Below are 20,283 nucleotides of genomic sequence, written 5' to 3' on the forward strand. Positions count from 1 at the left end.
ATGACACAAAAAAAACAGCTACAAAATATTGTAACTGCCTGATTTTCAAAAAGAGCGGTAAACGAGGCTCGAACTCGCGACCCCCAGCTTGGGAAACTGTTTTAAATAGTCAATAAATCACTAAACATCAAATAGTTATAAATATGGAAATATTATTTGCACCGAATTTGCAATCCTACTTCCTCTTCTCAATTGTCAGCATATACCCCAATGCTGACAATATCCGTGAAAGCACGTCCACGCCGGGCGAGTACTTCCCGTTTTCTATCTTGCAGATGTTAGTACTTGTAACACCTGCAATGTCCGCAAGCTCTCGAACGGTCAGACCATGCTCTGTCCTGATATCGGCAATCATCTTGCCTATTCGTTCTCTATCATTCATTCCTACTCCTTTTTACAAGGAACTCGCCCGCTTTCCGCATTGCTGATGCAAGTTCCCTCTCGTTATCGCATTCATCTATCATACTTATATTATCTATATCCGATATGCCCTCGAACGCCACACGGGCGATGAAACGGGGATACTTGTTTCTCCGTATCCACGTCTCGCCGTTACGTTCGAATAGTTCATACGCAGATTGTTTGTCATTTCTGTCGCATGGACAGATGGCAAACTCTGGCAACCAGTCCTCCTCCGGTGCGGAGTGAAGTATGTCTCCGCACAGGGGGCACTTCATCAACCACATGTGAAGCGCCCCATCGAATACTTTCTTTGTTATTCGCATAGATTTTCTAAGAACTCTTTATACATTTTTTTATGCTCATCAGTTAACGTATATTCTCCATCAAGGTTTCCATCGTCAAACAACCACCGCCAAAAATCCGGATCACCCTCGCTTTCGAGTTCAAGCCATTCCATGAAAGATATTTCATGCTTTCCCTGACGGTAAGAGTCCCTCAATAATTGTTCCGCGTTACTTCTAATTCTAATTGTTGCCATAATAGTATATTTAAATTGGTTATTAAAATTATGCCCGTCATAGCACAGCTATATACTTATTCTATTGTTTCTTCGTATACGGTCTCGCCTGTTTCTTCGCAGACGATAGAAACCGTACCGCCTACGTAGTCACCGAAATAGGTGCTCTTATCATTGCGGTTGTTATCAATCCAATCACGGCATTCCTGTTCTGTGCCATGAATGTTTTTTGAGTTTGAATCGAAGCTGTCGTTAAATACTACATCATAAGTTTTCATGGTAATAATTATTTCTTGATTAAATTACAAAGCTATATATATTTTTAACGTTGGCAAATCAGGAAAAGAACGAAAGCGAAACCTTAACAACTTTTAGCCGAGCGAAAAATGAATAAGGCTGAATCCGTTCAAAATGATTTCTACCTGAAATACTCCATTACCTCAACAGATTGTTCGCGCAAACCGCAACATATATAGTTCTTTGCAGTCATTTCAACGCTCGAATGCCCCATCATTTTGCTGATGCTGTACAAATCGGCTCCACGTAAATATAGATTTGACGCAAAGCTCCTGCGGGCTGTATGGCTCGATACAAATTCCCACTTCTCGCCCTCCGCTTCTTTCCCAGCCCTGAAAACTTTCACAGGCTCAACGATTCCTGATGCCTTGCAGATTCTTCGCAATATACTATTGAAAGCAGGGGTGGATAATTCACTCTTAATGTGCGTTCCCTCCAATAGTTCAGCTACAATCGGCTTCAATGGTACGGTAGCGTGCGTTTTTGTCTTCTGGCTCACATAAGAGATGTAACCGTTTACTATATTTGTTTTCGTAAATCGGCAATAATCGGAGTGCCTCGCTCCGGAATACGCCCCCATCAGGAATTGAGCCTGTACAGTTCGTTCGTTGTCGTTCAGGGGAATATATGCGGATAGTTTTTCTAATTCGTCGTCATTCAACCACACGGGGACGGGCTTTTCATCCTTGATGGTTAAAACCTTCATATACCCTCCGGGTAGTTCAGCCTCTTCGCTGTACAGGTTTAATACAGCTTTGAATTTTGCCGCATATTGCCGGGCGGAACTTTGCGCCATCCGTTCAAGCATATAGTCCACGAAATTCTGCAATCGGACTTTTGAAAGGTTCCCCCACGTTGCCGGGCATCCGTTCGATTCTTCGAACATCCTTAATATAATTTCATATTTAGGATATTTCTTCAAAAATGATTGTTTTAAGCTTTTCATAAAAACCTCTCTTTCTTGTTTTATAATAGTTCGTTTAATAATTCGTTTGAAATGGCTGTAATTCGGTCTTATTTGCGATTATTTACCCACTCACCGATGCGATGATTGCTTTTAGAATGAAAGTGCCAAAAAACGCCCGAAAACAGTTCGTTTGCTTTTTCGTTTAGTTCGGTTAACCTCAATAGTTCGGGCATAATAATTCATTCAATAGTTCGTTCATGTTTATGCGTGAAGGTATGCGCATGGGAAACGGCGTATCAATTAGCGTGTATATATGTGCGCCTTCCCGGCTCTCCATCTCCCGGATAATGATTCTCCGGGTATCTCGGTTAACGTTGTTGACTCCTGTAGTACTCCTTTCTTCATCAATGAACAACGGAAACAAAGATTATATACTTGTCAAGACTGAATAACAACGCGTCTCTGTACGTTTAACATACAAGCCCGGCAAGATTATCCAGTTGCTTTATTGGCTATTCCCGTCAATACCTTACACCACATCAAGGAATCAGAACAATAACACAGAACACAGGAATAGCGCCGCTTTAGTGGGAAAAACTCTTTCCGATTAGAGAAAGTTCCAACCGGAAAGAATCATCTACATATATTTAATTCCAATATATAACCCTAATAGTACGCAAAAAATCAAATACACAGGAAGCAGCCAGAAGCCACCCAGAACGCTAAAGCAAATCAATAAGATTACTATCAGCCAAATAATTAAACCTAACATTTTTTAGATATAAATAATAGGGGAGTTTGCCCCTGAATGTAAATAAAATGAATTATTTAATTTATAAATTGCATTCCAAGATTTCAATAAACTTTTTATACAATTCTTCGTGTTCTTCTGTTAGCGAAGTTGGGCTTTCGAGATTCTCATCGTCAAAGAGCCACATCCAGAAGCATGGATCGTTCTCGCTTTCGAGTTCCAGCCATTCCATGAACGGCATAGATTGTTTTACTTGTCTGTAAGAGTCTCTCAATAATTGTTCTGCGTTACTTCTAATTGTTGCCATAATAGTATGTTTTAAGTTGGTTCTTTTTATGCCCGTCAAGCCGATAGCGCAGCTATATAATTACAATGTAGTATGATAAGCTATCCCGTTGTTCATGTTTACGTTAAACCTTTTCCCATCCTGAACCCTTGTAACAATCTTATAGCAAGGCTTCTGGGAATTGTTATATACGTTTCTAAGGTTGTAATACTCATTGTCGGACACCTTTACGAATTGAGCGAAAATGTTATGCGCCTTCATTACTTCTACTTCTCTACCTGTATATCCGTTTTTTAATCTGTAATCTTTCATAATATATCCTCCTATTATTTACCCTCTCTTAAGATATTCATAATTTTGTTATAAGCCTGATTCAGCGCACGCGCCTGACATTCGATCCAATTTTCGCGGGAGTTCGCCATGTCTTTCAAGGTTCCGTCCTTACGTGTCGCCTTCTTTAGCTCGGAAGGGGTGCATAATCTTTCGGCTATACCCTTGTCATAGATAAGAGACAAGCCGCCATAGCTGTATTGTACCCAACTATCGGCACCGTTCAATAATATTTCCTTTGCGCCGTCCGCATCAATGTTAGCGTAGTCACTTAATACGTATTCGACAATTTCATAAGCATAATCTTTTACGCCCTTATCCCATTGTGAACGGGTTTTGAGGTTCTCAATAGCTTTTAATAAGTCATTCGTTTTCATAACTGTAATATTTAAATGTTTAATAATTCAATACCACAGCGAATTTTTAAATAAGAAAAGTTTGGAAGATGGGGAAAATAGAAGTACCTTTGTCCTGTCTTGGATGGATACTTCTAAAGTTCCGTTCTCAACCTAACGCCGGGAGTATTGCAGTACTTTCGGCGTTATTCTTTTCAATATCAAAAGATCGCTCCAGAAAAGCTTTATCTCCTTTTCTGTATTACAAATATACGAATTATATTAGATATAGCAAAACTTTTGTACCTTTATTTCCAAGAAAAACACCGATATTTCACATCAATTAACTATATTATAACGCGCTAATAATCAGTGATATATATACGGGGAACAAGCAATCAGATAAACAAATATAATGTAAGTATTTTTATGCAAATACAAGCCAGGAATAACACGCACAAACACCATACACAAGCCACACACAAGCCACCACACGAAATATATTGCTTTTAAACGAACTTTATTCTAACTTTGCAGAATAAGACGCAAAAAGAAACAATAACACGAAAAACTATAGTATTATGATTTTCAGTAAAAGAATAACAGATTTACAACAGATTTACCAACTAACACCGAATGAAGTGTTTTTCTGTATGCTCGTAGCAGCCGGAGCCAATAGAGGAGAAGCATATGCGATCATATTCCGCCCAACGTCCACCAAGATAGAAACAGCGCAACGGGGAGCATGCCAGTTAGCGAAGGACAAGCCCGGAATCAACAAGCTTATAAAGTCATTCGAAAGTAACGGAATGCTTATACTACAACAACAAGAAGAAGAAACAAAAAAAACAAAAAGGAAAAGGAAAAAGGGAGAAGAAGAAGAGGGGGTGGTAAAATATCGTGACAAATCCTCTGTGCTGGCTGGTCTCGAGGAAACTTTGCCTCTGCTTCGGGGGAAAGACAGGGCAGACGTGTTAATGAAGATAGCAGATTTACAGCAAATGAAGAAAGAAGAGAACGTAGAAGAAGTAGATACCGTACATTATTATCTACCATTGCAATGTTATAGATGCAGTCTTTTTTTAGCAGAAAAAGAAAAGAGCAAAGCCTCTGTAGATGGTGAATCAAGCGATATTTAATATTATAGGTATAATATAAAGTTCAGATTTTAAATGTGTAATTTTGTTACCAAACTTCTCTTGTACATTAAACGGTTCCGGGAATCAATATAGGGGGTACCCCCCCTCTAACCGGTAGGGTGCCCAGACATTCATTCCCGGTCGATATTTTTATTTTTTTCTTTTTTTTGAGCAATAAATGGATGCTTTTTGGCTTTCTTCGGTCGTTAACTGTTAAATCCGTCAATCTATGTATGGTTTTCCTTCTAATAATGTATAGTTTGTGTATAGTTTATCTTATAACTATACATATCTAACACTCTCATTATCAATTAGATGTAATTTTTATGTATAGTATGTATAGTTTATATGTAAATTGCGTATGAAAAAAGTATATATTATAATATAGTTTTCACGGAAAACTATACATACTATACACTATTTTTCCATCTACTTGTGTTTCAGTTAATTAAGTATGTATAGTTTTAGTAAATACCATACATTAACTATACATTTCGAGGGTAACTTTGCCTTCGCTTTTTTCTTGTTATTTAGTCATTACATGCTGTATAACAAGACTTTACACTCGTTTGTGATAAATGTATGCTTTGTTGAAGAAATGTGGTAAAAATCGCCCAAAACAACCCTTTATTCTATGTTTATATAGAAAATAACTCTCTTTATATGATAAATTACTCTACTTATATAGAAAATCATTATATTTGTATGCGTAAATAGTTTGATTGGATAAAATCATCAAACCGCATTGTCCTTTTAGAATATATATTTTATGAAGATACACGAGTTTGACCCGTTGATATATCCGCGTAAGTTGTGGGTTGTGGTTGGTACCGATACATTCTCGGACAGGTTTGAAGGTGTAAGCGAGTGGGATGACACTGCTGATGCCATTGTAGATTGTGTTTATGACAAGCAGAGGGATTTAGGTGGTGTTCTTGTTCGGTTTAAAAGCAAGAAGTCCATGACTGTATCCACCATTTCCCATGAAAGCCTACATGTAGCGATGAATATATTTGATTATATAGGGGCAAAGGCTGATCCTCTGAATCAGGAACCGCTTGCCTATCTTGTTGGCTGGATTGCCGATAATATCAATCAAGTGAGGATCGGAAAGTTTAAAGAATAAATGGAATCGGAGAAGTATAAGAAATTGTTGAATGAGGTTTTCGGACTTATGAAAGGTGAAAAGCTGGATGCTGCCTTGCAGGAGTTCAAGAGTGCTGCACGTGTAGATGCCGTGCAGGATTTGATGCGTTCAGCCATTATAAAATCTTCGATTTGCAAGTTTAACGGTACGCCTTATTATTTCAGCGGTCGGATATACGAAGAGATGGCATGGGATGATTTTGGCAATCTGATATATGACTTGATGCGTAAATGCAACCTTCCTAACGGCGATTATTCCCGTGTGGAGGGAGTGTTGAAAGTCTGTAAGCGTGTAGTCTCCGGTAAGGCTTTAAAGCCCGATAACGCCATTGTGGTGTTCAATAACTGTGTGTTTGACATGAACGCCCGTCGTGCACATCCTTTCGACCGCCGTTGGGTGCAGACCACATCTGTACCTTATGATTATAATCCGAATGAGCATGTATTTCTCTGGAGTATGTTCTTGGATGAAGTTCTGCCGGACAGGACTATGCAGAAAGTCTTGCAGGAGTTTCTTGGGAGCATTTTTGTTGACCGCAGTGTGGCGAAGATGGAAACGATGCTTGTCCTTCGGGGTTCCGGCTCCAATGGCAAGAGCGTCATTTTTGAGACGATAATGGGCATACTCGGTAGGGAGAATGTGAGTAACTTCGGCATAGGCGCATTGATTACCGGCAATGAGAGAAAAAAGAACATTGCCTTCATTAACGGTAAGCGGTTGAACTACTGCTCTGAAATACAGGCGTTGGAGTTTGGCAAGGACAGTGATGCGTTAAAGGCGCTTATCAGTGGTGAGCCTACCGAAGCCCGTCCTATCTATGGTGATAATTTCACGGCGTACAATATCCCCCTGCTTATGGCGAACGCTAATCAGATGCCTTACTTAAAAGACTGGAGCTACGGGATGAGACGGCGTATCTGCATCATCCCCTTTGAGGTTGAGATACCCAAAGCCCGTCAGAAAAAGGAGCTTTCCCGTGACTTGGAAGCTGAATATCCGGCTATATTCAACTGGATATTGGAAGGCCGTGACCGTTTTATTGCCAACGGGTATAAGCTGACGGACAGCAAAGACCTTGAAACAGTCATGGACGAATATCAGTCGGAAAGCAGCACCGTGATGAAGTTCATGTACCAAATGAACTATATGTGCCGTTACGAGGATGTCGCCGACGTTGAACCCAAATGGATGTCTTCTGCTGTTCTGTATCGAAGATACTCCAAATGGTGCAAGGATAATGACATAAAGGAGGAAAACATGACTGTGTTCGGCCGTATCCTTTCGGAAGCCGGGTATCGCAAGAAAAGAACCCCCAAAGGTCAGATGTATGGTTTGTATGGTTCGGCTTTGATAGAGAAGATCTATTATAAGAGCAGGGAAGATTTGCGTGGCACCTACAGGCAAAGAATCGCCAAACCCGTTTATAAGGACGGGAAACGGTATATCTACACGCTCGAGGGGCTTAGTTATTATCTCTCGGTAGGCGTTCATACTGTCAGCCGCTTATTCCGGGAGAAGAAGCTGGAGGGGGCGTACCACAAGGAGAAAAGGACAACCGTTTTTGACTTGGACGCTGTGGAGAAGATTATGAAACAATTAAAAAGACAACAAAATAATAAGATTGAAACACTTTAAACAAAAAACTTATGAGTAAAAAAAAGGATGGCATTCAGGTGGGTAACTTTATTGTTACAAGGGATAGTGGCAGTGAGCACGACTGGATAGGTATTAAAGCCGTATCTGGCTTTTGGAGTATTCGTTTCCGGGATGACAACATGATGTTCGTCCGAATTAGGGAAATGGCTAACAAAAAAGAGTTCCATGAGTATTTGGAGGCGTGGATAAGGGTTTGTTACCTTATCAGCAACTCAACGCCGGATGTCCCGTTTTTAGAAGAGTTCTTTAAAAGCTATTCCGCTCTTTCCGAACGCTTACGGGCTTTGCAGAATCCCGTATCTCCCGAAAACGATGAAAAGGTGTTGGAGGAAGAAAGAATCATGAATAGCCTTAAGGAAGCCGTTAAAGAGGTAGGTGAGAATGAAGATGCCGACTGACAAGGAGATTGAAGAAGCGAAAGAGTATCTGCGGCAGAGGTTGGATGCGGAACTTTCCATGCGTGCCAACCTCCAAGCAGTGCTGACCGAAGCTGCGAAACAGATTATAGACGTTTCATATCGATATAACATTTCCCCTAAGCTGTTCCGTTTTTCGGCAAACAGACAATTGCAGGAAGAAGTAGACGCTATTATTGCGTCTCTTCTTGAAGCAATCGAGGATTATGCCTGTACATTGGCGGTGGCAACGCACGAAGAGAACAGGGATGCGATTGTAGCATACATAACACGAGAATCATACGGGAAAACCTTTAAACAACGGGCAAAGGAATATTCCGACCGTTTCTCAAAAGAGGTGGAAGCGGCTGTTGTCGCAGGGCTTTCGTTGAATGTTTCAAAGGAGAAGTTGCTTTCATCCATCAAGCAGTCCGTGAAAGCTCCATTGCTTAATGAGCATATACAGAAAGCTCTTTCAGAGGGGAATCCGATTATTTCAAGGCTTGGTATTCAAGAATCATATGGAGCGGGACGTACCGTAAGCTCTTGGACTGCGTTGTCCGATTTGACGGAGTACGCAGTGGCGGAAGGTTGGATGAAACACTTGGAACTGCATTCGAAAGCCAATGGGGTTGCCGGGTTCTTTGTCATGCGAGGTAGCTCTTATCCTTGCAGCATTTGCGATGATGAAGTAGGGTTTCACACGGAATGGTCGGAATTGCCGCCATATCACGGGCATTGCAAATGTTTTGCTATCCCCGTCTCGGATGTATTTACTTTAATTTGAACTTTAATATCGGACATATGTTTGGACTATCATTAATCAGCACAAAGAAGCTCAATCATCTGGCATCGGAATGCAGTAAGCTGGCTATCGCCAATGTTGAGCTGTCAAAACAAAACACGATACAGGCTAAAACCATAATGGAGCTTACCGGAGAAATACGTGTGTTAAACTCTAAAATGCTACTGACTGAAAGCATCAACGATGACTTTCAAAAGAGGCTTAATCGAAAATACCCCCGAAAGCCCTATAACAGGAAGTTACGCCGGAGATAGTCGATATGCTTGATTCGTTCATTACATTGGAATATGTATAGTAAAAGCAAAGAGGTTCATCCCAAACAAATTTTGAGACAACCTCTTTTGTTGTTATTTTGTATAATATCCGCATTATATATACATTCCAACCATTGCATTACTTTTTAGTGTAATAAGTGGGAGTGTCAACGGCTTCACCTTCCATGCTAAGGAAAGTCATTGTGTTATCTTTTATAGAAAAAGTAATTACTACCGTTTCTTTATCTTCCGTGTATCCTGACCATTCTCTTGACACAGAATTAAAATCTCGGCGTTTTTCCCAATTAATTGTCAGTTTACTGCCGTTAACGCTATAAGAGCCTACGTACTCCCTCATAGCCCCATTCCGTTTTAATGTGCTGTTGTCGGTAACAGAACCATTAGGTTTAAATGTAATTTCAGACGTTTCAAAGGCATCCGAAGTAGTCCAAGTTCCGACTATTGGGCTATTGACTACATTATCATCATCCGATGAGCAAGCGGTGAATAGAACTATTGGCAGCATAGCCAATAAAAATAAAACATTTTTCATACGAATGTGTTTTTAAGAAAATGAAACAATGCAGCAAATATAGACACTTTCCAACTATTGCCCGAATTTTTCCACATTTATTTCCGGAATATTGAAAAAAGATGTATATTTGCAGCGTTGAAACATTACGAGGGCGATGTATAAGAGGCTCTCAATATATGAGGGCTATTTTTGTATAGTCGCATCGGATAAGAAATTAGATACTGGTGTTCGTACCCCTGTGTGTTAGCTGTAATGGCGCACAAACAACTCTCGTAGTGTTTCAACAGCAGGAAAGGCGGACACCTCTTATTTTTATAGTTATGTTGAAAACTACGGAAACGAACGTTACGACGTTCACCAGCGCACAATTCGGGGAGCTGCGCACCCATCAAGCGGTAAACGGTATTATATGGTTTTGCCTTGCCGATGTTGCGAATGCTTTGGGTTTAGAGCAGCAACGCGTTTGAAGTCAAGGTTAAATGAAAAGGGGGTTACTACTATTAAGACCCTTACAAAAGGCGGAATGCAGGAGCTTAACTTCATCGATGAGCCCAATCTTTACCGTTGTATTTTTCAATCTCGCAAGAAAGAAGCCGAGAAATTCCAAAGCTGGGTGTTTGAGGAAGTACTACCATCCATCCGTAAATCTGGCGGATACCTTGCCACTTCTCAAGAAGACACCCCTGAACTGATTATGGCTCGTGCTTTGCAAGTTGCTCAAATGACGATAGAAAAGCATCAGATGCAGCTGCAAGCCGCCCAAAAGCAGATTGAGCTGCAAGACGAACAGATCAAGCAGTCCGCTCCTAAGGTCCAATATGTGGACAATGTTCTCCAATCGGTAAACACCTACACATCTACACAAATGGCGAAAGAGTTGGGCATGCGAGAAGCCGAACAGCTACACAAAACGCTCAAAGAAAGAGGAATCATGTTCAAACAGTCGGGGCAATGGCTTTTAACGGCAAAATATTGCGAGAAAGGATACACCAAGCCCCGTACAACAATATTCACTCGCTCGGACGGCTCGCAGGGGACTAATACGATAACAGTATGGACTGAAAGAGGAAGAGCTTTTCTTCACAAGATATTTCCACAGAAAGGAGGATGCGCCGCATGAAAAAAGAAATAGTACTCGATGCGAACAATCCTTATGTGCGTGGTTTGATGAAAGCGATAAACGAATTTATTTTGGAAGAAACAGGCGGATGTATCTTCACCGAACGTAGATTGATGAAGAATATAGATGAGTTGAAACGTGAGTTTGGAAACGAGCGAGATCGTATGGTTATATCAGGAAGCGTTCCTATGTTCAGCACACCGCGCCCGGATGATTTTGAAATAATATTTGCATTTTGACGCGATAGTAAAGGCGTCTAAAATGGCATGACGAGCATTCATATCAACATATATGTGTGTTGGATTAGAAGCGCGGGGCACCGAACTGCTCCCGCGCTTCGCTTTTCGGGTAGTATATTAATTTTCTCCTTCCTCTTTGCTTTTGTTTTTCTTGTTTTTCAGTTGATATAGCAAGTCCGATTGTTGCTGCTCCTTGTGTTCTCGAATGATGCGATCCCATTCATTGTTTTTCCCATACCCGGACTCTTCCGAACCCGTCTCCTTTGACAGGATGCCTGCGCCAACCAGCTGTACCAAGTTCGATACCAATTCAGCGGCGTTTTGGTGAACGTATGGTACTATCCAAGAAAAGACATTCAGATTGATGAATTTAGTAAGCTGTCCCTTCTCGGTTCCGTACCCGTATAGAAACAAGCGTTTCATCTTATCAATAGATTCGTCAAACTCCTTGCTGTCGATTATGGCTTTTTCCAAAGATGGTGAATAGATAAGTTTAATAGCCACACCCGGCAAATCTCCGGATTTCACTTCGGGAGGCATGACGACAAAGCTACCCATAAAAATCATTTTGAGCAATGTATTTAGTTGAAGCTCGAATGACTGTGCGGCTTCCGGGCGACTCATGAACCCCGCATCATCATCCTTACCCATAGTAATGGCTTTTACTGCGCCATACATGTCTCCCTGAATCTCGACATCGTCTCCTTTAAGCAGCATGATAGGGAAAGCGTATGCCATATTGTTCTGGCACAAATGGGAAATGGCCAGCTCGTACTTGTCGATATTGTCTTGTGAGAAATTCCAGCAAGGCCCGTGTTTGTCCCGATAATATACAACCGGACATTCGGCAAACCCATGATCGTGTTCCTCAACCAATGTATACCCATCAATACCGAAGTACTGTTTCACCTTATTGATTGTTCCGGTTATTCCTCTTTTATCTTGGCGGTAACGGTACATTTTCTTATCGTCCCACACTTCCACCCAAGAAATGACCTCCTTCCCCTCTTCGTCATAATCGCTGTATTTCCGAGCAAACAGTTTCATTCGTCCGGTTATGGAATCGTAGTGAGGATAAAGAGTGTCACCATTAAGATAGGAAAGGTTCTTGGTGAACACCTTGCCTTCATGCATGTAGAATACGATGGCTGCGTCTCCGGTTATTTTTACACTTTTGGCGAACTCGTAAAACGCAATCTCCATATTCTTGTCCAGCCATCCTTTTTGGTATTCCAGAAATGTTTTCCGTGAACTTTCGTCCACTTGCGAGTCTGTTAATTCATGATGAATATCGTTTCCGCACAAGTGCACAAGCTGTTGAATGGTGATTATCATCTGAAAGGGGAAAGAAGCCCGGAATACCTTTTCTTGGAAGAACTGTTTCCTTTCTTCATCGTACTTTACTTTGTCAGGGTAAAAAAAACTTGAATTGATTTTATGCCCCGACGGATAAAACTCACGGATGAAATCGGCTTGTGAAACAACCTGCCATATCAGCTTGTCGCCGCTGTTTGTGAACGATGCGTTTCTTAAATCGTTCGTCAATCTTCCTTGCAAGTACCCCTCTGGGGTAACCCTTGCAAAAGGCTTTTTAGTAAGAATCTCTGTTATCATATCAATCCTAATCCTTTTATGTGTTTGCGTTTATGTTTAATTTCAAAAATCATCCGCATAAGCATAGCTTCTATGAAGTCCGGAGAGTGTCCGACCAATCGCTTCATCATAATTTTCTTGATGATTGTCCATCCGTTCCCATCGGATTCTTCCGCTTTGCGTATCGCCTTTCTTTCCTTGTCAAGAATCTGTCTAAGGGGAACGTTCTCGAACCCTTTCCCGGAGAATTTGCGTTCAAGCAGTGTGTTTTCGATGGATATTTCACGATTGATTATTTTCTGTGCAAACATATATGCAGCCTGCGACTTCAAGTTGGCATAGATGTACTTGAATTTTTCTTCCACCGACTCTCTGTTGTTAAACGGCATGGCGTTTGGGAAGAATCCCTTGAATATCTGTCCGAGTCCGTTCAGGTCATAAGTGAAGTTCTCTTCTCTGACGTGCCACTCCTCCAATTTGGCTTTCACGGCATAGATTGTCTTCTTACTGTCGAGCTTACACACGAATATGTCTCTGATGTGCCACCCTTCCCATAGAAATAGGACAAGGCTGTCTCCGCCGTCAAATGCCGCATCGCATGATGCCCGGCGTACCCCGTCTCCTATTTGGATGGAGTTGGAGTACATGGCTTCCATGTGAGCCATTTTTATTATATCGTCTCCTGCGGACTTATACTTCCAGTTACCGTCAAGGTCACGTGCCCGTTGTTCTTCCGACTGATTGACAAGGTTTGCCAGATAGGTAGGGTCGGAGGACATCAGCTTTATATTGTCAGAGAGCTTTGCTTCGATAAAAGTAACCGATTTGATAAACAGCTCTTGCGGTGTGCCATATTGCTCATATTCCGGTCTCCAATAGGCATCTATGATGCTCTTGCATTGTTCATACACTTCCTCTCGCGTATCTCCCCAATATGTCCCGGATGGATCGTCTCCATCCATGAAGCAGTATCGGATAACGCCGTTGCGTTCCGGAATCGGAAGCCCGTCCTCACCAATCCACCACTCGATGAATTTGGCAACCCAACTGTCGGGGTCAGGGTTACATGTGCCTACGAATCGGTTTCGTATGTAAAAGGCGTTTCGGTTACAGGTGATAAGATATTTGAACTTGAGATAGTCCATGTGGGTTATCTCGTCTACGCCTATATACGCAAACTGTTTACCTTGAAACCGTTTTTTGAAATCTTCAAATGAGTCTGCATGATAGTTGAACTTCAAGAACCCTCCCTTTTGAAAATTCCATCGCATGTCATTCTTGGATTTGTTGTACTCACCGAAATCCTGATACAGTGTTAGTGAGGTTTCTATCATGTCGGAGAGGTCTTCAATTTCATGGCGAAGAAGAACTGCACGGAAATCTTTATTTTTTATATCTTTCAACGCTTCCAGCAAAAGGGTGAACGTTTTACTTCCACCTCTCGAGCCTCCCCCTATGGTAATATCAGCCATAGACGAGAGTATATTCTCTTGCCCCCCGCTTTGCGCTATGATTTTATACGAGTTAGGACTTTTCTTGTCCGCATCTCTCAATGATTGGATATACTCATAGCCAAACGCCAAACCGTCATCATCCGTTTTTATTCCACTATATTTCTCCATAAAAAGAAAAGCCGCTCCTCGCATAACCCATGCGAAAAACGGCTTACAAGCTCTTATTCTATTATTACACTACAAAAATAGACAATAATAGTATTCTTTTCTACTTTTTAATAGAAAATAATATTAAAAATGCTTTGATATAATAGATTTACTATATATATTTGCAACGAAAACATTATGTATGATAAAAGTTAACGCGGATAAGGACACAAACCAGCGGGAAGTATACAACAAAATGGTTTTATGCCCGATATGCGGGCAAAAGCTGACAGACATAAGCTATGTGAATGGCGTTGTTATATTGAGAGTGAAGTGTCGCAGATGCAAGAACTATATAAGCGTGGATGTTATGGGTAAAAAGTAGTTTTCAGGATATTTTTTCTCAAACATGGTAATTAGCAGAAAATTATACATCCCGCTTCTGAATTTTAGAAATAAGACCAAAGAGTCAGATTGATGCAAAAAGCATTATCTGGCTCTTTTTTTATAAACATAAACACAAAATAAACACGATGGAACAAGAAAAAATCTTATCCACTTTAAGAGAGAAACTTGGAGAAACCAGTTTTTCAGAGCGGACATTACAGAAGTACGTAGAACTTAATCCCGTAGCCGAAGGTTCGGAGCTTGACGAGGCTTATTGGGACACAGCTGTAGCTTTTATTAAAGGGATGGAAGGTCAGTACAATCACGATGTCGCAACCAAAGTTGAGGACTTTAAGAAAAACTATAAGCCCCAACAAACCCCGCCGACACCTCCAACGCCTCCCGCACCATCTGGGAAAGAGAGTGAATTGGAGAAAAAGCTGAAAGAACTCGAAGAGCGTTTGGACGCAGAAGACAGCAAGAAGGTTCAGGCTGACCTGCTAAAGAAGGTTACATCTGCGATGAAAGCGAAGCAAGCAACCGATGATTACGTGTTAAGCAAAACTTTGCAGGGAGTGACTTTCGACACCAAGAAGAGCGTAGATGAACTTGTTGTTGAGCTTCTGCCGAAATATGACGCAGAATACAAGGCGTGTCGTGGATATGGCACCGCTCCAAGAACTTCTTCCGATTCAGGCGGGACACAACACAGTGCAGCCAGCAAATACTTTGAGCGTAAAGGCAAGAAGGAAGGCTGGAAGAAAAAGTAATTTATTAACGACTTAAAACAGTGAATGTATGGGAACAATGGGTAACACATTTGACGCTAACACCATGAAATACGGACATGCCCGTAAGGTGTGGCGTGAAATCCGCCACCGTTATCCGGGCGGCGGTATGGTGAGCAACATTTCCGATTGGGTTGCGGCCGGGAAGATTCCTGCCGGTACAGCTGTGAAGTTTGACCTTAAAGGCAAAACGTTCACCGCTTATACGGATGAGAAAATCAAGGCTGCCACAGCTAACATCAGTACGCTCGGTATCAATGGGTATCTGCAAGAGGATATTCTTGTAGCCGGAGCGGGTACGAAAGCCAGCGGGACGGTTGTTTACGCCGGAGAGATTTATAGCTACATGTTTGACGAAGAGGTGTTGGCTGCCTTGCAGAAAATAACCACGCTTCCTCAAATCGTGTGGGTAGAGTAAAACAAACAGAAATAACATTTAAAAACACGACAATCGTATGAATACACTTCCTATTGATTTGTACAAGATTATCGAAAACGGGCTTGGCGGAGACACTTGGCAGGAATTTATCGACCGTTATAACGAGAAGTACGACCTCGTTCAGATTGACGGCTTCGAGTTTGATGCGCCCAAGTTGGATTATACCTTCTCTCAGCTCATTACGAGTCTTGGCGTAAAAACATTACCGGCTTATGTTGATCCGGAAAGCCCGGGATATGAAGCCGCATTGGGTGAACTTGAAGGGAAGACGGGTAATATCCCGACTCAAAAGAAGTTCTACCGCTTGAACCGTGTAACGGTGAGACAGCAACTCCAATTGTTACAACGGGTAGGCATTTCCGCATTTACGGAAGAGATGCAGAATGTGTTCTTGAAACTTATTGACGAGGGTTCTGATGGGCTTATCGGTGCATATTTCAATTCACTCACCCATCAACGCATGAGAATCGTCTCTACGGGTAAATTTACCATTGACACGGACAACAACCCGAGAGGACTGAAAGGCATCACCATCGACTTTAACGTCCCCGCAGACCACTATCAGACGTTGGATGGCACGAAACGGTGGTGGACGAGTGACGACCATGTCCCCTCCAAGCAGGGATCTGCTTCAGATCCGATTGAGGATGTGAAGAGCCGCGTAAAGGAGATTCGCCGCAAATACCATTATTTGGGTAAAATCAGAATGGAGATTGCGCAAGACCTGTGGGACGACCTGATGACTCACACAGCTGTCTTGAAACGCATCGGGCACTATCTCTATCCGAATGTGACGGACGACAACACGGTGACAGCCAATGCGAAGAACGAAGACGAAGACCGCTTGAAAGCAATCTTCAAGAAATTGGTGAAAGTGGACGAAATTGTTCCTCGTGACAGCTATGCCTTTGTGGACAAACCCGGCAAGGATACAGAAGGTCAGCCTGATTTGATAACCAGCCAGGTAGAGAACTTCAAGGCTACCAACATAGCTTTCATTCCCATCGGACAGATCGGAACAATTCAAGGTGTAGAGCCTTTGACGTTGGGGTATGAACCAGATAAGGTAGCTTCCTTCAATGAAGGCAGATTGAAGTTGACGCAGAGAGCCAATCCTGAAACGCACTCGATTTATATCGAGAGCGAGGCTGCTCAATTGTGCGTGCCTACTATGCCGCAGTATATGTTCATCTCTACCGTAACTGCGTAACTCCTAATTTCATGTAAAGATGGGTGAAGAGCTTTCTCATACGGAAGATATGACCATTGAGGACTTTTTGAGTGGCGCTACCGCTTACGAAATAGCGGACAACGCCCTCAAAAGAGTTCTTGTAAAGCGAAAAATCGCTTTCGGTACTATGGTTAGCAAGCTGGAAGAAAAGCAGATCGACCTTGCTACGGCGGACATCTACATGTGGTGTGCGAGTACTCCGAGCAGTAAGAATGACACGGAGGATAGTGACGGGGGGTGGAAGCATAAGGAAGGCGGATGGCAAACCAGTGCGTACGATAAGCGTCAGTTGCGTGAGATGGCTAAGGAACTCTATGAGAAATGGGGTGAAGATGTTGTAAAAGGCAGCAAAATCAGAATAGTAAACTTTTGAGTATGAAAGTAAGCAATCCGAGACATCCGCATAAATGTACTGTTTACCGAATCACGGGAGAGGATTCGTTCAGCGATGGCGAGAAGGTTGTCTTATACGAAGGTAAGTGCCGGAAAGAAGGCAGTACCAATTTGCGGACATTCAAAACGGATAATGTGATAAAAAGCGATTATCTGTTGAGCCTTCCCGGAACCGTTGAGGGGATATTAGCCGGTGATTTGATAGATGTCACGGACAGACAAGGCACTTTCACTCAATGTGTGGTTACTGATAGCTATGCCGGGAATTTAGGAACTACGGTATATTTCAATCTTGCAAAGAATTAGTGGTATGAGTAAGGGTATATCTGATAATGGTAGGTTGTTTGACGCTGGAATGTCCCGGTTTGAAAAGATTAAAAAGAGATCATTCCTAATGGGCGGGCGATCCGTAGCCCGAAAAGTGCTTGAGCACATCAAGAATTCGGGTAAATACTACGATGTGACTGGAAATACGAGAGGGTCTATCGCGTGGGGTATCTATTATGACGGGGTGCTGCATGAAATATCCACTCCCTATAAGAGGATATACGTTCGGAGAAGGACGCTTGTGAAAGGCGAGAGAGACTTCGAAACGGGATTTGTAGCCCGCACGGGAGATGTGCATTATTACGGATATGAAGCGTCGGAAGAGTTTCTGAAAGACTACAAGCCTTCATCGAAAGGTCTGTCCGTTGTATTCGTGGTGGGCACACACTATGCGGAATATATCGAGAACGTGCGTAAGCTGAATGTGATGACGGACAGCGTGTATTTCGTGAGAGCGGCGGGCAGTGGCTTGATTAAGGGTTCGTTCGATTTCGAAAGCGCGGGAAGATTACCTTTTAAAGTTTAAGTATCGCCATGAGCCATGTTACCCAATATCATATAGCAGAAGTGTTGCAAGAGGTGTGCACGCAGATGAAAGACGTTTCAGCGAATGTTTTTCCTGAAAGCAGACCAAGTGCGACACAACAGCAGATGAATGATTTTATCGTGGTTTCCCTTCCGGTTCTAATTGACGACCAGAATGCTTTTCAACGTACAACATTACGGATTGAGATATTTGTGAAAAATCGAGCCAGCGGTGTTGCGTACACAAAGAAACTACAAGAGCTTCTGAATGCAACCATTCGTAAATTCCCTATCGTCACAAAGCGGTTTTCGGCAACTGCTCCACGCCTGCTGTTGAAAGGCGCTGACGGATTAGGGTTTACAGCTTGGAATGTTCAAGCAAAGCTTATAATTAACACGACAGATTCATATAAATAACAAATCACAAACACTTAAAAAAAATAAAACGTATGCCAAACATGACAATTACTAAGAAGACAACGGATTTGAATACTCTTTTCAATGATGTTAAGGAGGTCTATTTCAAAAATAGTGAAATAAAGACTTCAGATTTGGGCGAAGAATCCTTAACAGGACTTATGGAACTTCCGGTCTTGAAAGACGGGGTGAATTTCGATACAGGCTCGGCGGATATAACTCCGGTCAAACTGACTACAGGGGCAACATGGACGTCCAAAGTATCAAAAGGCGATCCTGACATTTCTTTCCAAGTGGCAAGTATAGATGCCGAAGTAAATGACCTGCTGATGAGTAAGGGCAACCCTATAGCGGCTGCAAAAGGTCTTATCGATGGCAAGACCTACAAGGGTGCTGCATACAGCTTGGCTCCCAAGAAGGTTGTCGGCTCTTTGGTGGTGAAGAGCGAAGACGGGCAAAGTTTCATTATTCTTCCTAAAGTTGAGATATATAGCAGCTTTGTTGCCGCTGACGGTGACAATCCGGCTTATTTCAACCTTTCCGTTACGCCGATGGAAAATTCGGAAGGCTCTGACATTATGATTCTTTCTCTTTCAGAGTAAACGGATGACGTATAATAGAACGAATATGTAAACGTGTAAAGGGCGGATGGCTGAATGCCGCCGCCCTTTCTTTATAAAAGCAGAGGAATTATGGCGAAAGCAAAAAAGATAGAGCAGCCCGGCTTGGATGCGGAGCGGGAGTTGAACGATATTGTAAATAACTCCAAAGATATAGTCACCATACGGAAAAGCAAATGGAAGGTCGGGTGGATGCGGAACAGGGCGAAGCGAAAAATGACCGACATCCTTCTGAATGAGAAAGAAGATGATAAAGTAAACAGCAAGTGTGCCGCCGCCCTTCTGCTGAACGGGTACTTCAAAATATTCTTCTTCTATGAAATCCTGTGGAGGTGGTTCTATTATGTAAAACAATACAGCGATGAAGAACTTCTTCCCGTCATAGAATTGTGTAAAAAAAAAGTACAAGTGGAGGCGTATTGCGCAACTACCATATTACTGACAGAGATGAAGGACACAATAATGATAATGACGAGGGAGGAAGTAAGTCGTATCCGTCAAGAGAGTATTATGGCGCAGCATGGGCACTCGGAGAAAAACACCAATGCCTGACAGAATCCCTAAAACTGTTTTGGGGACTTTGGAACATTCCGATGTGGGGGTATTACGACGCTTATACTGCCGCACAAATTGAACTAATGGCGGTTGATGCTCCAATGGTGGTTTATAACCATGATAAAGAGAAAGGCAAAAAGGGCAAAGACGGGCAATCGTTCAAAAAAGCGAATGCTTTGGACATATTAGAAACCGCAAGTGAGTGGAAACGGAAATACGGCGATGGAGCATCGCCAACCAACATTTCAATTGACCTGAAAGGGTTCAAATTGGAAGCATAAACACAAAGAAG

The 20,283-nt window shown here is 42.2% G+C and carries 28 protein-coding genes; 17 read left to right on the forward strand and 11 right to left on the reverse strand.

Going from position 1 to position 20,283, the window contains the following annotated elements:
* Positions 1-175: 175 nt before the first annotated feature.
* The 8 genes from C234_RS16130 to C234_RS0108235 form a co-directional block, all read right to left on the reverse strand.
* On the reverse strand, positions 176-382 hold the full coding sequence (locus C234_RS16130; RefSeq protein WP_051290204.1) for a helix-turn-helix domain-containing protein: 207 nt from the start codon (positions 380-382) through the stop codon (positions 176-178).
* Entirely contained in the window at positions 375-725 is a 351-nt protein-coding gene (locus C234_RS0108205) for a hypothetical protein (RefSeq protein ID WP_027325365.1), read from the reverse strand. The genes C234_RS16130 and C234_RS0108205 overlap by 8 nt, the downstream gene beginning before the upstream one ends.
* Positions 716-940 carry a hypothetical protein gene (locus C234_RS0108210; RefSeq protein WP_027325366.1) on the reverse strand — a complete coding sequence of 75 codons (225 nt, stop codon included), beginning with the start codon at positions 938-940 and terminating at the stop codon, positions 716-718. Before C234_RS0108210 ends, C234_RS0108205 begins: the two co-directional genes overlap by 10 nt.
* A gap of 56 nt (positions 941-996) precedes the next feature.
* Positions 997-1,197, reverse strand: a complete 201-nt coding sequence (locus tag C234_RS0108215) for a hypothetical protein (protein ID WP_027325367.1) — start codon at positions 1,195-1,197, stop codon at positions 997-999.
* A 140-nt stretch (positions 1,198-1,337) separates the two neighbouring features.
* Positions 1,338-2,162: a site-specific integrase gene (locus C234_RS0108220; protein ID WP_027325368.1), complete on the reverse strand. Its 825-nt coding sequence runs from the start codon at positions 2,160-2,162 to the stop codon at positions 1,338-1,340.
* Between the two features lie 794 nt (positions 2,163-2,956).
* On the reverse strand, positions 2,957-3,181 hold the full coding sequence (locus tag C234_RS17435) for a hypothetical protein (RefSeq protein WP_034540782.1): 225 nt from the start codon (positions 3,179-3,181) through the stop codon (positions 2,957-2,959).
* Positions 3,182-3,241: 60 nt separating this feature from the next.
* Positions 3,242-3,472, reverse strand: a complete 231-nt coding sequence (locus tag C234_RS0108230) for a hypothetical protein (protein ID WP_027325369.1) — start codon at positions 3,470-3,472, stop codon at positions 3,242-3,244.
* A gap of 14 nt (positions 3,473-3,486) precedes the next feature.
* Positions 3,487-3,867 carry a hypothetical protein gene (locus tag C234_RS0108235; RefSeq protein WP_027325370.1) on the reverse strand — a complete coding sequence of 127 codons (381 nt, stop codon included), beginning with the start codon at positions 3,865-3,867 and terminating at the stop codon, positions 3,487-3,489.
* A gap of 539 nt (positions 3,868-4,406) precedes the next feature.
* Between C234_RS0108235 and C234_RS0108240 the strand changes: the two genes are divergently transcribed.
* The 5 genes from C234_RS0108240 (at position 4,407) to C234_RS0108260 (ending at position 8,949) form a co-directional block, all read left to right on the forward strand.
* Positions 4,407-4,964: a hypothetical protein gene (locus C234_RS0108240; protein ID WP_027325371.1), complete on the forward strand. Its 558-nt coding sequence runs from the start codon at positions 4,407-4,409 to the stop codon at positions 4,962-4,964.
* 769 nt (positions 4,965-5,733) lie between these two features.
* Entirely contained in the window at positions 5,734-6,090 is a 357-nt protein-coding gene (locus tag C234_RS17780; protein ID WP_027325372.1) for a hypothetical protein, read from the forward strand.
* On the forward strand, positions 6,091-7,746 hold the full coding sequence (locus tag C234_RS0108250; RefSeq protein WP_027325373.1) for a phage/plasmid primase, P4 family: 1,656 nt from the start codon (positions 6,091-6,093) through the stop codon (positions 7,744-7,746).
* A gap of 11 nt (positions 7,747-7,757) precedes the next feature.
* Positions 7,758-8,165, forward strand: a complete 408-nt coding sequence (locus C234_RS0108255) for a hypothetical protein (protein ID WP_027325374.1) — start codon at positions 7,758-7,760, stop codon at positions 8,163-8,165.
* Positions 8,149-8,949, forward strand: coding sequence for a hypothetical protein (locus C234_RS0108260; RefSeq protein ID WP_027325375.1), 801 nt, complete (start codon positions 8,149-8,151; stop codon positions 8,947-8,949). Before C234_RS0108255 ends, C234_RS0108260 begins: the two co-directional genes overlap by 17 nt.
* Before the next feature lie 411 nt (positions 8,950-9,360).
* Here the strand turns inward: C234_RS0108260 and C234_RS16135 are convergent, their stop codons facing one another.
* Positions 9,361-9,774 carry a lipocalin family protein gene (locus tag C234_RS16135; protein ID WP_051290205.1) on the reverse strand — a complete coding sequence of 138 codons (414 nt, stop codon included), beginning with the start codon at positions 9,772-9,774 and terminating at the stop codon, positions 9,361-9,363.
* 391 nt (positions 9,775-10,165) lie between these two features.
* On the opposite strand from C234_RS16135, the gene C234_RS16140 reads away from it, so the two are divergent.
* A complete protein-coding gene (locus C234_RS16140; protein ID WP_081688140.1) occupies positions 10,166-10,876 on the forward strand; it encodes a phage antirepressor KilAC domain-containing protein in 711 nt (236 codons plus the stop codon).
* Positions 10,873-11,115, forward strand: coding sequence for a hypothetical protein (locus C234_RS0108280; protein ID WP_148295176.1), 243 nt, complete (start codon positions 10,873-10,875; stop codon positions 11,113-11,115). The genes C234_RS16140 and C234_RS0108280 overlap by 4 nt, the downstream gene beginning before the upstream one ends.
* A gap of 117 nt (positions 11,116-11,232) precedes the next feature.
* Here the strand turns inward: C234_RS0108280 and C234_RS0108285 are convergent, their stop codons facing one another.
* Positions 11,233-12,729: a phage portal protein gene (locus C234_RS0108285; protein WP_027325378.1), complete on the reverse strand. Its 1,497-nt coding sequence runs from the start codon at positions 12,727-12,729 to the stop codon at positions 11,233-11,235.
* Positions 12,726-14,330, reverse strand: a complete 1,605-nt coding sequence (locus tag C234_RS0108290) for a terminase large subunit domain-containing protein (RefSeq protein ID WP_027325379.1) — start codon at positions 14,328-14,330, stop codon at positions 12,726-12,728. The genes C234_RS0108285 and C234_RS0108290 overlap by 4 nt, the downstream gene beginning before the upstream one ends.
* Positions 14,331-14,842: 512 nt before the next feature.
* On the opposite strand from C234_RS0108290, the gene C234_RS0108300 reads away from it, so the two are divergent.
* The 10 genes from C234_RS0108300 (at position 14,843) to C234_RS0108345 (ending at position 20,272) form a co-directional block, all read left to right on the forward strand.
* Entirely contained in the window at positions 14,843-15,466 is a 624-nt protein-coding gene (locus C234_RS0108300; RefSeq protein ID WP_027325381.1) for a hypothetical protein, read from the forward strand.
* A 28-nt stretch (positions 15,467-15,494) separates the two neighbouring features.
* Positions 15,495-15,902: a hypothetical protein gene (locus C234_RS0108305; protein ID WP_248596493.1), complete on the forward strand. Its 408-nt coding sequence runs from the start codon at positions 15,495-15,497 to the stop codon at positions 15,900-15,902.
* Between the two features lie 37 nt (positions 15,903-15,939).
* Positions 15,940-17,133 carry a major capsid protein gene (locus C234_RS0108310; protein WP_027325383.1) on the forward strand — a complete coding sequence of 398 codons (1,194 nt, stop codon included), beginning with the start codon at positions 15,940-15,942 and terminating at the stop codon, positions 17,131-17,133.
* A 19-nt stretch (positions 17,134-17,152) separates the two neighbouring features.
* Complete coding sequence (locus C234_RS0108315; RefSeq protein WP_027325384.1) at positions 17,153-17,527, forward strand: hypothetical protein; 375 nt, start codon at positions 17,153-17,155, stop codon at positions 17,525-17,527.
* A gap of 2 nt (positions 17,528-17,529) precedes the next feature.
* Positions 17,530-17,853, forward strand: coding sequence for a DUF6093 family protein (locus C234_RS0108320; protein WP_027325385.1), 324 nt, complete (start codon positions 17,530-17,532; stop codon positions 17,851-17,853).
* 4 nt (positions 17,854-17,857) lie between these two features.
* Positions 17,858-18,400 (forward strand): hypothetical protein, encoded by a 543-nt coding sequence (locus tag C234_RS0108325; RefSeq protein ID WP_154656401.1) that lies wholly within the window; start codon positions 17,858-17,860, stop codon positions 18,398-18,400.
* A 65-nt stretch (positions 18,401-18,465) separates the two neighbouring features.
* On the forward strand, positions 18,466-18,816 hold the full coding sequence (locus C234_RS17445; protein ID WP_158330245.1) for a hypothetical protein: 351 nt from the start codon (positions 18,466-18,468) through the stop codon (positions 18,814-18,816).
* Positions 18,817-18,848: 32 nt separating this feature from the next.
* Positions 18,849-19,418, forward strand: a complete 570-nt coding sequence (locus tag C234_RS0108335; protein WP_027325388.1) for a hypothetical protein — start codon at positions 18,849-18,851, stop codon at positions 19,416-19,418.
* 90 nt (positions 19,419-19,508) lie between these two features.
* Complete coding sequence (locus C234_RS16145; RefSeq protein WP_052001909.1) at positions 19,509-19,988, forward strand: hypothetical protein; 480 nt, start codon at positions 19,509-19,511, stop codon at positions 19,986-19,988.
* A 41-nt stretch (positions 19,989-20,029) separates the two neighbouring features.
* A complete protein-coding gene (locus C234_RS0108345) occupies positions 20,030-20,272 on the forward strand; it encodes a hypothetical protein (protein ID WP_027325389.1) in 243 nt (80 codons plus the stop codon).
* The last annotated feature ends 11 nt before the right edge of the window (positions 20,273-20,283 follow it).

Source organism: Bacteroides pyogenes DSM 20611 = JCM 6294, assembly GCF_000428105.1.
GTDB classification, from domain to species: Bacteria; Bacteroidota; Bacteroidia; order Bacteroidales; family Bacteroidaceae; genus Bacteroides; species Bacteroides pyogenes.

Bases quoted from the DNA above. Each gene is read 5' to 3' on its own strand.
- C234_RS0108220 (WP_027325368.1), bottom strand. From the start codon at position 2,162: ATGAAAAGCTTAAAACAATCATTTTTGAAGAAATATCCTAAATATGAA.
- C234_RS17780 (WP_027325372.1), top strand. From the start codon at position 5,734: ATGAAGATACACGAGTTTGACCCGTTGATATATCCGCGTAAGTTGTGG.
- C234_RS0108290 (WP_027325379.1), bottom strand. From the start codon at position 14,330: ATGGAGAAATATAGTGGAATAAAAACGGATGATGACGGTTTGGCGTTT.
- C234_RS0108205 (WP_027325365.1), bottom strand. From the start codon at position 725: ATGCGAATAACAAAGAAAGTATTCGATGGGGCGCTTCACATGTGGTTG.
- C234_RS17445 (WP_158330245.1), top strand. From the start codon at position 18,466: ATGAAAGACGTTTCAGCGAATGTTTTTCCTGAAAGCAGACCAAGTGCG.
- C234_RS0108285 (WP_027325378.1), bottom strand. From the start codon at position 12,729: ATGATAACAGAGATTCTTACTAAAAAGCCTTTTGCAAGGGTTACCCCA.
- C234_RS0108255 (WP_027325374.1), top strand. From the start codon at position 7,758: ATGAGTAAAAAAAAGGATGGCATTCAGGTGGGTAACTTTATTGTTACA.
- C234_RS0108300 (WP_027325381.1), top strand. From the start codon at position 14,843: ATGGAACAAGAAAAAATCTTATCCACTTTAAGAGAGAAACTTGGAGAA.
- C234_RS16130 (WP_051290204.1), bottom strand. From the start codon at position 382: ATGAATGATAGAGAACGAATAGGCAAGATGATTGCCGATATCAGGACA.
- C234_RS0108335 (WP_027325388.1), top strand. From the start codon at position 18,849: ATGCCAAACATGACAATTACTAAGAAGACAACGGATTTGAATACTCTT.
- C234_RS0108235 (WP_027325370.1), bottom strand. From the start codon at position 3,867: ATGAAAACGAATGACTTATTAAAAGCTATTGAGAACCTCAAAACCCGT.
- C234_RS0108250 (WP_027325373.1), top strand. From the start codon at position 6,091: ATGGAATCGGAGAAGTATAAGAAATTGTTGAATGAGGTTTTCGGACTT.
- C234_RS0108310 (WP_027325383.1), top strand. From the start codon at position 15,940: ATGAATACACTTCCTATTGATTTGTACAAGATTATCGAAAACGGGCTT.
- C234_RS16140 (WP_081688140.1), top strand. From the start codon at position 10,166: ATGGTTTTGCCTTGCCGATGTTGCGAATGCTTTGGGTTTAGAGCAGCA.
- C234_RS0108320 (WP_027325385.1), top strand. From the start codon at position 17,530: ATGAAAGTAAGCAATCCGAGACATCCGCATAAATGTACTGTTTACCGA.
- C234_RS0108240 (WP_027325371.1), top strand. From the start codon at position 4,407: ATGATTTTCAGTAAAAGAATAACAGATTTACAACAGATTTACCAACTA.
- C234_RS16145 (WP_052001909.1), top strand. From the start codon at position 19,509: ATGGCGAAAGCAAAAAAGATAGAGCAGCCCGGCTTGGATGCGGAGCGG.
- C234_RS17435 (WP_034540782.1), bottom strand. From the start codon at position 3,181: ATGGCAACAATTAGAAGTAACGCAGAACAATTATTGAGAGACTCTTAC.
- C234_RS0108215 (WP_027325367.1), bottom strand. From the start codon at position 1,197: ATGAAAACTTATGATGTAGTATTTAACGACAGCTTCGATTCAAACTCA.
- C234_RS0108230 (WP_027325369.1), bottom strand. From the start codon at position 3,472: ATGAAAGATTACAGATTAAAAAACGGATATACAGGTAGAGAAGTAGAA.
- C234_RS0108315 (WP_027325384.1), top strand. From the start codon at position 17,153: ATGGGTGAAGAGCTTTCTCATACGGAAGATATGACCATTGAGGACTTT.
- C234_RS16135 (WP_051290205.1), bottom strand. From the start codon at position 9,774: ATGAAAAATGTTTTATTTTTATTGGCTATGCTGCCAATAGTTCTATTC.
- C234_RS0108260 (WP_027325375.1), top strand. From the start codon at position 8,149: ATGAAGATGCCGACTGACAAGGAGATTGAAGAAGCGAAAGAGTATCTG.
- C234_RS0108305 (WP_248596493.1), top strand. From the start codon at position 15,495: ATGGGAACAATGGGTAACACATTTGACGCTAACACCATGAAATACGGA.
- C234_RS0108345 (WP_027325389.1), top strand. From the start codon at position 20,030: ATGTGGGGGTATTACGACGCTTATACTGCCGCACAAATTGAACTAATG.
- C234_RS0108210 (WP_027325366.1), bottom strand. From the start codon at position 940: ATGGCAACAATTAGAATTAGAAGTAACGCGGAACAATTATTGAGGGAC.
- C234_RS0108280 (WP_148295176.1), top strand. From the start codon at position 10,873: ATGAAAAAAGAAATAGTACTCGATGCGAACAATCCTTATGTGCGTGGT.
- C234_RS0108325 (WP_154656401.1), top strand. From the start codon at position 17,858: ATGAGTAAGGGTATATCTGATAATGGTAGGTTGTTTGACGCTGGAATG.